This window comes from Microbacterium sp. Root61, assembly GCF_001427525.1.
GTDB lineage: Bacteria > Actinomycetota > Actinomycetes > Actinomycetales > Microbacteriaceae > Microbacterium.
Map to the genome: position 1 here is coordinate 1,413,906 of NZ_LMGU01000001.1, position 14,789 is coordinate 1,428,694.

Genomic DNA, 14,789 nt, shown 5'->3' on the forward strand with positions numbered 1-14,789 from the left:
CTCATGCATCCGTCTCTGCCATTCCCGCCCGTACTTCATCACGCAGCATCCCGATCTTGTCGGGATCCGCCGCGGCATCCAAAAGCGTCTTCGTGTACTCGTGCTGCGGATCCAGGATCACCCGATCCGAAGGTCCCCGCTCCACGATGTCACCGCGGTACATCACCAGGATCTCGTCCGAGAAGTGTCGCGCGGTGGCGAGGTCGTGCGTGATGTACAGCACCCCGAGCTGCTCCTCGCGCTGCAGATCCGCCAGGAGGTTGAGGACCCCGAGCCGGATGGACACATCGAGCATCGAGACCGGCTCGTCGGCGATGATGAACCGTGCGCCGGGCGCCAGCGCCCGCGCGATCGCCACGCGCTGACGCTGGCCGCCGGAGAGCTCGTGCGGGCGTCGCCGCGCGAACTGCGCCGCCGGGGTCAGCCGCACGCGCTCCAGCAGCTCGTACGCGCGGTCGGTGACCTCGCGCGTCGACCACTTCGGGTGGTGGATCCGCAGCGGCCGCTCGATGTGGTGAAGGATCGTGTGGAACGGGTTGAGGGATCCGAACGGGTCCTGGAAGACCATCTGCACGTCGCGGCGATACTGCGCCAGCGCGCGTCCGCCGGTGCCGCTCGGGACGCCGTCGAGCAGGATCGTCCCCGACGTCGGAGTCTCGAGCTTGGCGATCATGCGCGCGATCGTCGACTTGCCGGAGCCGCTCTCGCCGACCAGCGCGATGGTGCGGCCCGGCACGAGCGAGAACGAGACGTCCTTCACCGCGTGCAGGGTCGAGAACTTCACCCCGTCACGCAGCCGGAAGTCCTTGATGAGGCCGCGTGCTTCCAGCGCGCCGTCACGTCGTGTGGCGGTCTTCATGCCGCACCTCCTTCGGCCTCGACCACGTCGGGCCCACGTCGCACGAAACCGCCGCGCACGCCACGCAGACTCGGGAAGCTCGCCAGCAGCCTGCGCGTGTACTCGTGCGTCGGCCGGCGGTAGATATCCTCGGCGGGTCCCTGTTCGATGATCTCGCCCTGCAGCATGATCGCGATGTTGTCGCTGATCTCGATCAACAGCGGCAGATCGTGCGTGATGAAGATCACGGCGAACCCGAGTCGCTCGCGCAGCCGCATGATCTCGCGGATGATGCCGCGCTGCACGACGACATCCAGTGCCGTGGTCGGCTCATCCATGATCATGACCTGCGGGTCCAGCGCGAGCGCCATCGCGATCATGACGCGCTGCCGCATCCCGCCGGACAGCTCGTGCGCGAAGCTGGACAGCCGTGACGGGTCGACCCCGACCAACTCGAGCAGTTCGACCGAACGCGCCTCCCGCTGCGCCCGCGTCATGCTGCGGCGATGCGTGGTGAAGACGTCATGGAGCTGCGTGCGGACGTTGAGCACCGGGTTCAGGGAGTTCATCGACCCCTGGAAGACCATCGAGACCTTGTCCCACCGATACGTGCGCAGCGACTCCTCGCGCAGCTCGACGACATCGATGTCGTGCCCGCCCGCATCGTGGAAGATCACCTCGCCGGAGGTCATCAGCGCGGGCGCTTTCAGGAGCCGGTTGATGCCGTACGCCAGCGTCGTCTTGCCGCATCCGGACTCCCCGGCGAGCCCGAGGATCTCGCCGCGGTGGAGAGTGAGGGATGCCTCGCGCACGGCCTTGACCGGAGGATCGACCTGGTACTCGATCGAGATGCCGCGCGCTGTCAGCACCGGCTCGCCCATGGTCCCGTTCATGCCAGTGCTCCCGCGTCCTCGGTGATGCCGATGCCGGCCTTGGCCGCCTTGCGCACGCGCCGGGCGTTCTGCGGGGCCAGGCGCAGCTTGGGATCGACGACCTCGTCGATCGCGAAGTTGATGAGCGACAGTGCCGCCCCGAGGGCCGCGATCATCGCTCCCGGCGGCACGAACCACCACCAGGCTCCGGTACCGACGGCCTGGCCGGTCTGCGCGTCGTTGAGCATGGTGCCCCACGTGATCGATCCGGTGGCGCCGAGCCCTAGGTAGGAGAGCCCGGCCTCGCCGAGGATCGCGAAGATGATGCCGAACAGGAACTGGGCGGCCAGCAGCGGCACGAGGTTCGGCAGGATCTCGACGAAGATGATCCGTCCGGGCTTCTCCCCCGCGACACGGGCAGCGGCCACGTATTCGCGCGATCGCAGCGACCGCGCCTGCGAGCGCAACACCACGGCGGATCCAGCCCACCCGGTGATGCCGAGGACGATCGCGATCATCAGCCAGCTTCGCGCCATGTCGCCGAGCCCCTCGGCGCGCTGCACGTACGCGGCGATCACCATCACGAGGGGAAGACCCGGGATGACCAGGATGATGTTCGTGAACAGCGAGAGCGCTTCGTCGGCGAACCCGCCGAAGTAGCCCGCGAAGACGCCGAACATCACCGCGAGGACGAGCGCGATCACGCCCGCGATCAGGCCGATCAGGAGCGATCCGCGCGAGCCCGTCGCCAGCTGTGCGAACACGTCGTAGCCCAGCTTCGTCGTGCCCAGCCAGTGCTCGGTGCTCGGCGGCTGGAGCGAGGGATTGTGCGAGTTGTACGGGTCCTGGGCGAACATCGGGCCGAAGATCGCGAACAGCACGATGGCCGAGACGATCGCGATGCCGGTGATGAGCTTGGCGGACGGGCGCGGAAGGAGGTCGGTGAACCGGCCTCGGGTGCGTTGCGCCTGCGCCTCGCGGGACGCCTCGCGCACGGCCTCCGCCTCGGCCGGGGAGTCGAAGGAGATCTGCGTCTCCTCTACGAATTCGAGGCGCTCGAGTTCGGCGGAGCTCAGGTCGGTGTCAGCCATTGTGTCGGGCCCTCGGGTCGATGAAGCCGTAGATCAGATCCATGATGAAGTTCGCGGCGAGCACGGTGATCGTGATGACCAGGAAGACGCCCTGCATCAGCGCGTAGTCCAGCCCCTGCACCGACTGGATCATGAGCTTGCCGATGCCCGGGTAGCTGAACACCTGCTCCATCACGATCGAGCCGGCCACGACGAAGCCGAGCGCGATGCCGAAGCCGGCGAGCGACGGGATCTGCGCGATGCGGGAGGCGTACGCGGTACGGATGCGGCGGGGTCTGAGGCCCTTCGCCTCCGCCGTGACGACGTGGTCCTCGGAGAGCGTGGAGACCATCATGTTGCGCATCCCCAGCAGCCAGCCGCCCACCGAGGACAGCACGATCGTGACGGCCGGAAGGATCGCGTGGGTGATGGCGCTGCCCACGAACGCCCAGCTCCATTCCGGGCCGCCGGGGAACTCGAAGACGTCGTAGCCGCCGATGATGGGCAGCCAGCCCAGGTTCACCGAGAAGATCGCGACGAGCACGAGTGCCAGCCAGAAGTACGGGATCGACTGGAAGATCGTCGTGATCGGCACCAGGTGGTCCAGCCACGTGCCGCGCCGCCATCCCACCCAGGCACCGACGACGATGCCCAGGACGAACGAGATCACCGTCGCGACTCCCACCAGGATGACGGTCCACGGCAGGGCCTGGGCGATCAATTCGCCGACGGATGCCGGATACCGCGTCGAGGAGATCCCGAGGTCGCCGTGCAGCAGGCGCCCCCAGTAATTCAGGTACTGCTGCCACAGCGGTGTGTCGTCCGCGCCGAGCAGCGCCTTGATCGAGTCGATCGTCTCCTGCGAGATGGGCCGGCCTCCGCTGGCCCTTCGCAGTTTTCCGATCATGATCTGCGCCGGATCCCCCGGCAGGAGGCGCGGCAGCAGGAAGTTCAGCGAGATGGCCGCCCACAGGGTCACCACATAGAAGGTGAACCGCCTCAAATAGAACTTCATGCCGCACACATCTTCATGCCGGGAGTCCGTCGCATGGCCGGGCTACTTGACGGGCTTCAGATGCGTGAGCACGATGGCGCTGGCCACCGACGTGTACGGCAGCGGCACCGCGTACAGGTCGCTCTCGCTGGGCCATCCGGTGAAGTCCTTCGTGTTGAAGAACGACTGGGAGGCGTTCAGGACCACGGGGATGTAGGGGAGGTCGCGGGCGATCTCCGTCTGGACCGTCGCGTATGCCGCCTGCTTGGTCGCTTCGTCGTTGGTCGCACCGGCGGCCACGATCGCGGCATCCGCCACGGGGTTGGAGTAGCGGGAATAGTTCTGACCCGAGACCGGGTCCTCTCCCACCTTCGCCGTCGATACACCCTCGAAGTACTCGTGGTACGTCGAGTACGGGTCCGCGACGAGGCTCGCCGCGAGGCCGTAGAGCGCCATCTGGAAGTCACCGCTGGAGATCGGCGTCCAGTAGTCGGCGTCCGACACGGTGCGCGGGGTGATCTTGATCCCCGCCTCTCCGGCCTGCTCGGCGATCAGCTTGGCGGCGTCGTTGTAATCGGTCCATCCATCCGGCGAGAACAGGTCCAGATCGATCGTCTCGCCGTCCTTGCCGTAGAAGCCGTCCGATCCCTTGGCGTAGCCGGCGGCCTCGAGGATCGCCCCGGCCTCTGCGGCGTTCGGGCTCTGCGGGCTCGTCTCCAGCGACGGGTCGCTCAGCCACGCCTCATCGCGCGGGAGGAGCAGGAACGCGGGGTTGCTCTCCCCGGCGAGACCGGCGAAGGCCTTCTCGCGGATGGTCGAGCGGTCCAGCGCGACGTTGATCGCCTGACGCACGGCGGGATCGGTCTGCGCACCCGTGCAGCCCTGTTCGGCCGAGGAGCACGTCACCAGGACGGTCGGGTCCTGCTGCAGGTTGAGCGTGGAGATCACGCCCTTGCCGGTGACGGCGTCCGGGTTGGCGATGAACTGGCCGACCCAGTCGAGCTTGCCGGTGGCCAGGAGATCCTGCGAGGACTGGTTGCTGTCGATGCCGATGTACTGGACCTCTTTCACGGCGGGCTCGCCGTCACGGAAGTTCGGGTTCGCCTCGACGGTGTACGCGGCATCCGAGAACGTCTTCAGCATGTACGGACCGCTGCCGATCGGCTTCGGGTTCGTCTCCGCCATGTAGTCGGTGATCTTGCCCCACACGTGCTCGGGCACGATCCACGTGGAGCCGAGGGTGAGCGAGAGCCCGGTGAAGTGCGGCTTGGAGTAGGTCAGGACGACGGTGGTGTCATCCGGCGCTTCTGCCGAGACCATGTCGACGCTCTTGTTCGGGCCGTAGCCCATCGTGAAGACCACGTCGGCGGCGGTCAGCGCCTCGCCGTCGTTCCACTTCAGATCGGGCTTGAGGGTCACCGTGACGACGGTGCCGTCCTCGCTGATCTCGTAGCTGTCGCCGAGCAGACCGACGGGCGGGTCGCTGGAGAGCTGGTTGAAGAAGAACAGCGGCTCGTAGATCGGTCCGAAAGTCGCGTGCACGGCCGAGTCGAGGTTGAACGGGTTGAAGTTCTCGTTGACGGGAGTGGCACTGCCGGCCCACACCCGCAGCGGGCGGTCAGCGCCGCTCGAGGAACCGCCGGACGGACTGCAGCCGGCGAGAGCGAGAGACAGAGCGGTCGCGCCGGCGGCGATGGCCACGGCGAGAGAGCGCTTCGATCGACGAATCATCGTTCCTTCTTTCGTGCTTCCGGGGGAACGCCAAGGGAACGTGGCGCTTATTGGGAAGAACGTTATCTGAAAAGGAACGAACTGGAAAGAACATTTTCTATTACGATTCGGCGACGGTCGCCGCTAGACGCCGCAACACGGCGAAACCCCCTCCTCCGGCAGACCGGACGAGGGGGCTTCGGTGGTGTGTCAGCGGCCGGTGCCGGCGTGCACGACGGCCTCGTCATCGCCGTCGAGCCCGTAGGCGGTGTGCACGACACGCGCGGCGGCCACCAGGTCATCGCCTCGGACGACGACGGAGATGCGGATCTCGGACGTCGAGATCATCTCGATGTTGACGCCCGCGATCGACAGCGCCTCGAACAGCGTCGCCGAGACCCCCGAGTGGGTGCGCATTCCGGCACCGACGACCGACAGCTTGCCGATCTGGTCGTCGTGCACGAGGCTCTCGAACCCGACCTCGGCCTGCTCCCCCGCGAGGGCGCGGAGAGCGATGGCGGCCTCCGACTTGGGCAGAGTGAAGGAGATGTCGGTGCGTCCTGTCGCGGCGGCGGACACGTTCTGCACGATCATGTCGACGTTCGCGCCGGACTTCGCGATGATCTTGAAGATCTCGGCGGCCTTACCGGGGACGTCGGGGACGCCGATGACCGTGATCTTCGCCTGGCTGAGGTCGGTGGCGACTCCGGCGACGATGGGCTCTTCCATGTGCTCTCCCTGATCCAGGTAGCGGGAACGCTGCTTCTCATTGAGGACGTAGGTGCCCTCGCTCGAACTGAAGGTGGACCGCGCGTGGATGAGCACGCCATGCCGGCGGGCGTATTCGACGGCGCGGATGTACAGGACCTTGGCCCCATTGGCGGCGAGCTCCAGCATCTCCTCACTGGAGACGCGGTCGAGCTTGCGGGCCTTCGGCACGACCCGGGGGTCGGCGGTGAAGATGCCGTCGACGTCGCTGTAGATCTCGCACACGTCGGCGTCCAGCGCCGCGGCGAGCGCGACGGCGGTGGTGTCCGAGCCGCCGCGACCGAGGGTCGTGATGTCGCGGGTGTCGCGGTTGAAGCCCTGGAAGCCGGCGACGATGACGATCGCGCCCTCGTCCAGCGCTTCGCGCAGCCGGATCGGGGTGACATCGACGATGCGTGCGGCGCCGTGCGTGGCATCCGTGATCATCCCGGCCTGGCTGCCCGTGAAGGAGCGCGCCTCGAAGCCCATCGAGTGGATGGCCATCGCCAGCAGCGCCATCGAGATGCGCTCTCCGCTGGACAGCAGCATGTCGAGCTCGCGCGGCGCGGGAATCGGCGCCACCTGGTTCGCCAGGTCGAGCAGCTCATCGGTCGTGTCGCCCATGGCGCTCACGGCCACGACGACCTCGTGGCCCGCGCGTCGGTTGTCGACGATGCGCTTGGCGACACGTTTGATGCTCTCCGCATCGGCGACGGATGAACCGCCGTATTTCTGCACGATCAGCGCCACTGTGGAACTCCCCGGGGGTGTGCCGCCGCCCGATGACACACGTCCGGCGGCGATGGGCGACGGATGCGGCGCCCAAGGTCCCATCTTACGGAAAGTGCATGCCCCCCTCGTTATGCGTGACGCGCGCTACAGTGCTCGCATGGACGCGGCGACGCAGGCATGGAGCGAGTTCAACGTCGCGATGCTCGGCGGGCTCGCCGCGCTCGTCGGTCTGCTGATCGTGGCGATGTCGGTGAACGTCAAGGACATACTCGACGCTCCGCATCTGCCCGCTCGCGCCGCGGCGGCGATCGCGACCCTCACTCTCGCGCTGATCGTGTGCGCGCTGGGCCTCGTCCCCGCCCAGCCGCTCTGGCTCTACGGCGCGGAAGTCGCGATCGGCGCCGTCATCGCGGCCGTCTTCGCCTTCCATGCCGTGCGTGCCGTGTACCTCAACACGCTCGCGCCGCGCGGCACGCGCACCCCGAAGTCGGCGGCGATCATCGCTCCCGTCGCGGCCTATGCCGCGGGGTCTGTGCTGCTGGTCATCGGCTCGACGGCCGGTCTGGCCTGGCTCGGCGCCGGCGCGATCCTCGCGGTGGTGTCGGGCGTGACGTTCGCGTGGGTCGTCCTGATCGAGATCCTGCGCTGAACCGGGTCAGCCGGGTGGGATCGGCGGCAGATCGCCTCCGATGACAGCCTGCTTGCGCGGCCGGAACGTGCCTCCGGTGGCGGCCAGCCAGCAGCCCAGGATGACGAGCGGGAAGCCGATGATGAGGCCGAGGGTGATCTGCTCCCCCAGGATCACCACGCCGAGCAGGATCGCGACGACCGGGTTGACGTACGTGAACAGCGGGGCGCGCACGGGGCCGACGCGGGCGATGAGCGCGAAGAAGACCATGAAGGCGACGGCTGTGCACAGCACCGCGAGCGCGACGAGTGCCGCCGTGCTCTCCATCGTCGGCACCTCGTGCTGGGTGAACAGGGCGATGGGCAGGTAGAACAGTCCGACCGCGGCCAGCGAGATCGTGATCGTACCGAGCGCCGGAATGCCCTTCAGCTTGTGCGCGACGATGAATGGCGCGGTTGCGTAGCAGACAGCGACCAGCAGCACCTCGCCGAGTGCGAGCAGACCGGCGGTGCCGCCGACCGCGAGTCCGGGCCCGGCGACGATCACCGCGACGCCGGCGAAGCCGAGCGCGAGACCGATCATGCGGGAGGGCCGCAGGACGGCGCGATCACCGCCGAGCACAGCGATCACCGCCGCGAACAGCGGGACGGTCGCGACCAGGAGTCCGGTGAGGCCCGAGGGCAGCGTCTGCTCGGCGTGCCCCAGCAGCAGGAACGGCCCGGCCATCTCGATCGCACCGAATGCGAGCACCCACCCGATCTTGCCGAACGCGGGGCGCAGTGCCTTCTGGCGCAGGGCGAACGGGAGCAGCAGGAGCGCCGCGATGAGCGTGCGACCCGCGACGACGGATGCCGGTGTGTACGAGTCGACGGCCTGCTTGATGAACAGATACGGCATGCCCCACAGGAGGGCCATCGCCGCGAAGAGGATCCAGGCGCGGGTGTCGAAGCGCGCGACGGCGGCGCTCATCGGACCGCGTTCATCAGACGGCCCGGCGCCCTTCGAACGCGCGCCCGAGGGTGACTTCGTCGGCGTACTCCAGGTCGCCGCCGACCGGCAGGCCGGACGCCAGGCGCGTCACCGAGATGTCGAGGGTGTGCAGCAGCCGGCTGAGGTAGGTCGCGGTCGCCTCGCCCTCGAGGTTCGGGTTGGTCGCCAGGATCACCTCCTGCACGGTGCCGTCGGCCAGGCGCTGCATGAGCTGGCGGATGCGCAGGTCGTCGGGGCCGATGCCCGCGATCGGGCTGATGGCCCCGCCGAGCACGTGGTAGAGCCCGCGGAACTCCCGCGTGCGCTCGATGGCGGCGACATCCTTCGCGTCCTCGACCACGCAGATGAACGTCGCGTTGCGGCGCGGGTCGCGGCAGATCGTGCAGCGCTCCTGTTCGGAGACGTTGCCGCACACCTCGCAGAAGCGCACCTTCTCGCGCACCTCGGCCAGCAGTTCGGCCAGGCGCGACACGTCGAACGACGGTGTCTGCAGGATGTGGAAGGTGATGCGCTGCGCCGACTTCGGGCCGATGCCGGGCAGGCGACCGAACTCGTCGATCAGCTCTTGGACGATTCCGTCATACATGGCTAGTTGAACCTCGTCGGCGGCGCGTAGGGCTCTTCACGCACGAAGGTCGCGTCCAGGACCTGCCGCACGACGGCTTCGCCGTAGCGCTGGATGCCGCCGGCCGACGGCGGAAGCCGCGGCGCGACGACGGGTGGGATCGGCACGTCGACGGCGGGGGCGGCGGTGTCGTCTTCGGGCTCCTCGTCGTCGGTCACGTGAGACGGCTCGATCTCGGCGGCCGGGAGCACGTCGCCCGCGCGGGCGGGGGCCAGCGTCGCCGTGCGCGAGTGGGAGGCAGCGGATGCCGCTTCTTCCGGTTCGTCGTCGACGGCGAACTGCGCGATCGGGGAGGACGCGTCATCCGTCGGGATCGGAGCGACGGCCCAGTCGGTCACGGGCGCGGCGGATGCCCGCGCGACGGGTGCCGACGTCGAGCGCTCCGGCGCGCGCGGCGGCGCGGCGGGCGGAGTGCGGGGTGCCGGCGGACGGGCGCTCGGGGCGGAACCGGCCGGGGCGTCGAACCCGGACGGACCCGGGTCGTACGGCTCGGACGGCGGGACGTCGGGGCCGTCTGGTCCTTCGCCGGCGTCGAGCTTGGCGAGGTACTTCACCCTGACGCCGACGACACCGAGGATCGCCTGGCGGAGGTCTTCGCTGGGGCCGGCGCCGCGCGTCAGCTGCTTGAAGCGGGTCAGGTCGCCCTGGTTCGGGAACGCGAGCGACAGCACGTCGTCCGCGAACGTGATGACGCGTGCATTCGCGGCCACGAGCCAGGACGTGCGGCTGATGCCCTCGAGCTTCGTGAGGATCTCGGGCCACGCCTCGCGCAGGCGCTGCACCGTCACCGGACCGGACGGGACCGGCGGCGCGACGACGACGGGGGCTGCCGGAGCCGGAGCAGGAGCAGGAGGCGCTTCGTCTCGCTGCGCTCGCTCAGCGGCGGGAGCAGCGGCAGGCTGCGCGACGACCGGAGCCGCAGGCGGCTGCACCGGAGCCGCGGCGGGTGCCACGGGGGCAGCGGCCGGGGCGGCCGCAGGGGCGGAGGACGCGGCGACGGGCGTCGCGGCGACGCCGGGGGCGGCCGTGTCGCGTGCCAGGACGCGGGCGACCATGAGCTCGAGCTGCAGGCGGGGCGAGGTCGCGCCGGTCATCTCGTCCAGCGTGCCGATCACGAGGTCGGCCGTGCGCGAGAGGCGCTCGGAGCCGAACGCCGCGGCCTGGGCGTTCATGCGCTCGAGCTCTTCGGCGGGCACTCCGCGCAGCACCGCGGCGGCGCCGCGTCCGGTCGCCGCGATGACGATGAGGTCGCGCAGGCGCTCGAGGAGGTCGTCGACGAACCGCCGTGGATCCTGGCCGGTCTGCACGACACGGTCGACGGCGGCGAAGGCGGCCGCGGCATCCGACGCTGCGAACGCGTCGACGGCCTCATCCAGCAGGGCGCCGTGCGTGTACCCGAGCAGCGAAACCGTGCGCTCGTAGCGCACCAGGACGGTGTCGGAGCCTTCGCCCACGTCGGAGCCGGCGATCAGCTGATCCAGCAGCGACAGGGTGTCACGCGGTGACCCACCTCCGGCGCGGACCACGAGCGGCAGCACGCCGGGCTCGACGCGGACCCCCTCGACCTCGCACAGCGACTCGACGTACTCCAGCATCGCGGCCGGCGGGACGAGTCGGAACGGGTAGTGGTGCGTCCGCGAGCGGATCGTGCCGATGACCTTCTCGGGCTCCGTCGTCGCGAAGATGAACTTGACGTGCTCGGGCGGCTCTTCGACGAGCTTCAGGAGCGCGTTGAAGCCCCCCGAGGTCACCATGTGCGCCTCATCGATGATGAAGATCTTGTAGCGGTCACGTGCGGGAGCGAAGATCGCCCGCTCGCGCAGGTCTCGGGCGTCATCGACACCACCGTGGCTGGCCGCGTCGATCTCCACGACATCGAGTGAACCGCCGCCGCCGCGACTGAGCTCGATGCAGCTGTCGCACACGCCGCACGGGGTGTCGGTCGGCCCCTGGGCACAGTTCAGACAGCGCGCCAGGATGCGCGCCGACGTCGTCTTGCCGCAGCCGCGGGGTCCCGAGAACAGGTAGGCATGGCCGACCCGATCACCGCGCAGCGCCGTCATGAGCGGCTCGGTGACCTGGGACTGGCCGATCATCTCGCCGAACGTCTCGGGACGGTAGCGGCGGTAGAGGGCGATGGTCACGTGCCCAGCCTATGCTGTGGTCGCGACATCCCGCCGGGCGCGCACGCCCCCGCCGCCGTCCTCACGCGTCGAGACCGGCGCGCGCGGGATCGCCCTCCGGGTCGACCTCGGAACCGATGATCGGGATGGTGGTCGTGACCGTGGGGACGGATGCCGACAGCAGCGTGCCGTCCTCCCGCCGGACGTCGGCGAACTGGCGCAGCGAGGGCTTGCCCGCGATCACCGGTCCCTGTCCCTCGAGCGGGGCGACGACCTCGGTCCCGCCTTCGACCGTGTAGGGCACGCCCCGCACGGTGAATGACACGGGCTCCCCGGCATCCGCTCGCACGCTCAGCGCGTCCCGCGTGACGGTGACCGTCAGACGCGTGCCGTGCCAGTGCAGCACGTACGAGAGTTCCGGCCAGTCCGCGGGCAGGCGCGGGTCGAACGACAGGTCGCCGAAGTGGTCGCGCATGCCGCCGAAGCCGGCGACGAGCGAAGTCCAGATGCCGCCCGCGGATGCCACGTGCACGCCGTCCGCCGCGTTGTTGTGCAGGTCGGCGAGGTCGACGAACAGCGACTCCTCGAAGTACTCGCGGGCCAGATCCTGGTAGCCCACCTCGGCCGCGAGGATCGACTGCACGACCGCGGACAGGGTCGAGTCCCCCGTGGTCAGCGGGTCGTAGTACTCGAAGTCGGCCAGCTTCTCGCCGTCGGTGAAGTGGTTGCCCTGCAGGAACAGCGCGAGCACCACGTCGGCCTGCTTGAGCACCTGGTACCGGTAGATCACGAGGGGGTGGAAGTGCAGCAGCAGCGGCCGCTGGTCGGCGGGCGTGTGCTCGAGGTCCCACACCTCCTTCTCGAGGAAGACGTGATCCTGCGGGTGGATGCCGAGGGCCGGGCTGAACGGGATGTTCATGGCCTCCGCGGCGCGCTCCCAGCCCTCCTCCTCGGAGGGATCCAGACCGAGTCGGTCGACCATGTGGCGGTAGGCCTCGGGGTCGTCCACCGCCATCTCGCGGACGGTGCGCGCCGCGAACCGGAGGTTGAAGCGCGCCATCACGTTCGTGAAGAGGTTGTCGTTGACGACCGTCGTGTACTCGTCGGGGCCGGTGACGCCGTGGATGTGGAACGAGTCCTCGCCGTCGCTCTCGCGCCAGAAGCCGAGGGTGGCCCACAGACGGGCGGTCTCCACCGCGATGTCGACGCCTTCTCGGTGGAGGAACTCGGTGTCGCCCGTGGCCCGCACATACTTGGCCAGCGCGAAGCTGACGTCGGCGTTGATGTGGTACTGCGCAGTGCCGGCCGCGTAGTAGGCCGAGGCCTCTTCGCCGTTGATCGTGCGCCACGGGAACAGGGCGCCCGCCTCGTTGAGCTGGTGCGCGCGCTTGCGGGCGGCGGGAAGCATGAGGTACCGCATCCGCAGGGCGTTGCGCGCCCACAGGGGGGTCGTGTAGGCCAGGAACGGCAACACGTAGATCTCGGTGTCCCAGAAGTAGTGGCCGCTGTAGCCCGAGCCCGACACGCCCTTGGCCGGGACGCCCAGACCGTCGGCACGGGCCGCCGCCTGCGCGAGCTGGAAGAGGCACCAGCGGGTGGCCTGCTGCAGGTCGTCGTGGCCGCCGATGCGGACGTCCGAGCGCGACCAGAATCCGTCGAGCCACTCGCGCTGACGGGCGAACTGGCGCTCGATGCCCTCGGTGCGCACGCGATCCAGGGTGCGGCGGCAGCGGTCGACGAGTTCGCGCGCGGGCACGCCGCGGGACGTGTGGTAGCTGACCAACTTGGTGACGCGGATCGGAACACCGGCCTTGGCCTGCACGCGGAACACGTTCTTGGCGATGTCGGATTCGATGAGCGTGCGTGCCGAGCACTCGTTCTCGGTCTCGACGAGGTGGTCGGCGACGACGGCGAGCGTCATGTCCGACTCGGTCGCGCGATAGCTGAGCGCCGAGCGCAGTCCGTCCTGCCAGAACTCCTGCGGCTGCAGGACGCGCTCGTGGATGCGCTCCGCCTTGCGCGGGTCGAAACCGGCCTTCTTCGGCGCGTTCGGCGTGCCGCCGTAGACGTCCTCACCGTCCTGGCGATTGACGATCTGGCAGTTGACGGTCACCGGGGCGTCCGCGTTGAGCACGGTCACCTCGACGGACATGATCGCGAGGTGCTTCTCCTCGAACGACACCATGCGCTCGAAGTCGATCCGCACGAGCTTGCCCGACGGGGTGTTCCACAGGATGTGGCGTCGCAGAACCCCGTCGCGCATGTCGAGCGTGCGCTCGTACTCGCGGACGTCGGCCACATCCAGCGACAGGGGCTCGTCGTCGACGTAGACCCGCATGACCTTGGCGTCGGGGGCGTTGATGATCGTCTGCCCGACCTCGGCGAAGCCGTAGGCCTGTTCGGCGTGACGGATCGGGAACGTCTCGTGGAACCCGTTGATGAAGGTGCCGTCCTCGTGGGAGTGGCGTCCTTCCGGGTGATTGCCCCGCAGACCGAGGTAGCCGTTGCCGACGGAGAAGAGTGTCTCGGTGACCCCGGCATCCTCCAGCGCGTAGTGGTTTTCGACAAGTCGCCAGGGGTCGACGGGGAAGCGGTCGCGATCGATCATGCGGTGCCTTCTGTTGATCTCGGTATCGAGGTACTGGGGGTGGAGGGGTAGTTCGCGCTCAGCGCACGAGGGCGTCGAGGTCGTCGACCACGACGTGTGCGCCGGCCTCGCGGAGAGCGGATGCGCCGACCCCGCGGTCGACGCCGACCACGAGTGCGAAGCCGCCCGCGGCCGCGGAGGCGACGCCGCTGATGGCGTCTTCGACGGCGGCGGACCGCGCCGGGTCCACGCCCATCATGCGGGCGGCCTCGACGAAGACGTCCGGAGCAGGCTTGGAGGCCAGGTTGTCGCGCTCGGCGATCACCCCGTCCATCACGACCGGGAATCGATCGCGGATGCCCGCCGCAACCAGCACTTCTTCGGCGTTCTTCGAGCTGGACACCACCGCGATCGGCGTTCCCGCCGCCTGCAGTGCGTCCAGCAGCCGAATCGAGCCCGGGAACGCGGTGACGCCGTCCTCGCGCAGGACGCGCGCGAAGACCTCGTTCTTGCGGTTGCCGATGCCGCAGACCGAATCGACACTCGGGTCATCGCTCGGGTCGCCCCACTTGACCTCGACGTCGCGGCTGCGCAGCAGGCTGGCGACGCCGTCGTAGCGCTTCTTGCCGTCGAGGTAGTCGAAGTAGTCCTGGTCGGAGTACGCCGGAGCGATGTCCCACGCCGCGAACAGCTCTTCGAACATCGACCGCCAGGCGTGCATGTGTACCTCGGCGGTCGGCGTGAGCACGCCGTCGAGATCGAACAGCACGGCGTCGTACGCGGTGAGATCGGGCAGAGTTTCGGCGGTCACAGGACCTCCCGGCAGAGAGCGGATGAAGGGCGAAACGGCTCACCTTCGTGCCGTCCTGCAAG

General features: G+C 68.9%; 12 protein-coding genes. 1 reads left to right on the top strand and 11 read right to left on the bottom strand.

All coding sequences use genetic code 11. The annotated features are described in order from the left end of the window. Position 1: 1 nt before the first annotated feature. The 6 genes from ASD65_RS06915 to ASD65_RS06940 form a co-directional block, all read right to left on the bottom strand. Positions 2 to 859 (bottom strand): ABC transporter ATP-binding protein, encoded by an 858-nt coding sequence (locus ASD65_RS06915; RefSeq protein ID WP_056220286.1) that lies wholly within the window; start codon positions 857 to 859, stop codon positions 2 to 4. Continuing rightward, on the bottom strand, positions 856 to 1,719 hold the full coding sequence (locus ASD65_RS19185) for an ABC transporter ATP-binding protein (RefSeq protein WP_056220289.1): 864 nt from the start codon (positions 1,717 to 1,719) through the stop codon (positions 856 to 858). The genes ASD65_RS06915 and ASD65_RS19185 overlap by 4 nt, the downstream gene beginning before the upstream one ends. A gap of 8 nt (positions 1,720 to 1,727) precedes the next feature. After that, positions 1,728 to 2,801: an ABC transporter permease gene (locus tag ASD65_RS19190; protein ID WP_156378801.1), complete on the bottom strand. Its 1,074-nt coding sequence runs from the start codon at positions 2,799 to 2,801 to the stop codon at positions 1,728 to 1,730. Then, a complete protein-coding gene (locus ASD65_RS06930; protein ID WP_056220291.1) occupies positions 2,794 to 3,795 on the bottom strand; it encodes an ABC transporter permease in 1,002 nt (333 codons plus the stop codon). Before ASD65_RS06930 ends, ASD65_RS19190 begins: the two co-directional genes overlap by 8 nt. Positions 3,796 to 3,837: 42 nt before the next feature. Beyond that, a complete protein-coding gene (locus ASD65_RS06935) occupies positions 3,838 to 5,505 on the bottom strand; it encodes an ABC transporter substrate-binding protein (protein ID WP_056220294.1) in 1,668 nt (555 codons plus the stop codon). Between the two features lie 189 nt (positions 5,506 to 5,694). Next, positions 5,695 to 6,981 (bottom strand): aspartate kinase, encoded by a 1,287-nt coding sequence (locus tag ASD65_RS06940; protein WP_056220296.1) that lies wholly within the window; start codon positions 6,979 to 6,981, stop codon positions 5,695 to 5,697. A 139-nt stretch (positions 6,982 to 7,120) separates the two neighbouring features. Here ASD65_RS06940 and ASD65_RS06945 point away from each other — a divergent pair, with 139 nt between their 5' ends. After that, a complete protein-coding gene (locus ASD65_RS06945) occupies positions 7,121 to 7,612 on the top strand; it encodes a hypothetical protein (RefSeq protein WP_156378802.1) in 492 nt (163 codons plus the stop codon). Positions 7,613 to 7,618: 6 nt separating this feature from the next. Here the strand turns inward: ASD65_RS06945 and ASD65_RS06950 are convergent, their stop codons facing one another. The 5 genes from ASD65_RS06950 to ASD65_RS06970 form a co-directional block, all read right to left on the bottom strand. Beyond that, the gene (locus ASD65_RS06950; RefSeq protein ID WP_056220302.1) at positions 7,619 to 8,560 is read right to left on the bottom strand and encodes a DMT family transporter; all 942 of its coding nucleotides are present in this window, start codon (positions 8,558 to 8,560) and stop codon (positions 7,619 to 7,621) included. Positions 8,561 to 8,573: 13 nt separating this feature from the next. Beyond that, positions 8,574 to 9,167, bottom strand: coding sequence for a recombination mediator RecR (gene recR / locus ASD65_RS06955; RefSeq protein WP_056220305.1), 594 nt, complete (start codon positions 9,165 to 9,167; stop codon positions 8,574 to 8,576). 2 nt (positions 9,168 to 9,169) lie between these two features. Further along, positions 9,170 to 11,350: a DNA polymerase III subunit gamma and tau gene (locus ASD65_RS06960; protein ID WP_082561605.1), complete on the bottom strand. Its 2,181-nt coding sequence runs from the start codon at positions 11,348 to 11,350 to the stop codon at positions 9,170 to 9,172. A gap of 61 nt (positions 11,351 to 11,411) precedes the next feature. Then, a complete protein-coding gene (locus ASD65_RS06965) occupies positions 11,412 to 13,937 on the bottom strand; it encodes a glycoside hydrolase family 65 protein (RefSeq protein ID WP_056220306.1) in 2,526 nt (841 codons plus the stop codon). Positions 13,938 to 13,995: 58 nt separating this feature from the next. Continuing rightward, on the bottom strand, positions 13,996 to 14,727 hold the full coding sequence (locus ASD65_RS06970; RefSeq protein WP_056220308.1) for an HAD family hydrolase: 732 nt from the start codon (positions 14,725 to 14,727) through the stop codon (positions 13,996 to 13,998). Positions 14,728 to 14,789 lie beyond the last annotated feature (62 nt).

Bases quoted from the DNA above. Each gene is read 5' to 3' on its own strand.
- ASD65_RS06945 (WP_156378802.1), top strand. From the start codon at position 7,121: ATGGACGCGGCGACGCAGGCATGGAGCGAGTTCAACGTCGCGATGCTC.
- ASD65_RS06950 (WP_056220302.1), bottom strand. From the start codon at position 8,560: ATGAGCGCCGCCGTCGCGCGCTTCGACACCCGCGCCTGGATCCTCTTC.
- recR (WP_056220305.1), bottom strand. From the start codon at position 9,167: ATGTATGACGGAATCGTCCAAGAGCTGATCGACGAGTTCGGTCGCCTG.
- ASD65_RS06935 (WP_056220294.1), bottom strand. From the start codon at position 5,505: ATGATTCGTCGATCGAAGCGCTCTCTCGCCGTGGCCATCGCCGCCGGC.
- ASD65_RS06965 (WP_056220306.1), bottom strand. From the start codon at position 13,937: ATGATCGATCGCGACCGCTTCCCCGTCGACCCCTGGCGACTTGTCGAA.
- ASD65_RS06930 (WP_056220291.1), bottom strand. From the start codon at position 3,795: ATGAAGTTCTATTTGAGGCGGTTCACCTTCTATGTGGTGACCCTGTGG.
- ASD65_RS06915 (WP_056220286.1), bottom strand. From the start codon at position 859: ATGAAGACCGCCACACGACGTGACGGCGCGCTGGAAGCACGCGGCCTC.
- ASD65_RS19190 (WP_156378801.1), bottom strand. From the start codon at position 2,801: ATGGCTGACACCGACCTGAGCTCCGCCGAACTCGAGCGCCTCGAATTC.
- ASD65_RS19185 (WP_056220289.1), bottom strand. From the start codon at position 1,719: ATGGGCGAGCCGGTGCTGACAGCGCGCGGCATCTCGATCGAGTACCAG.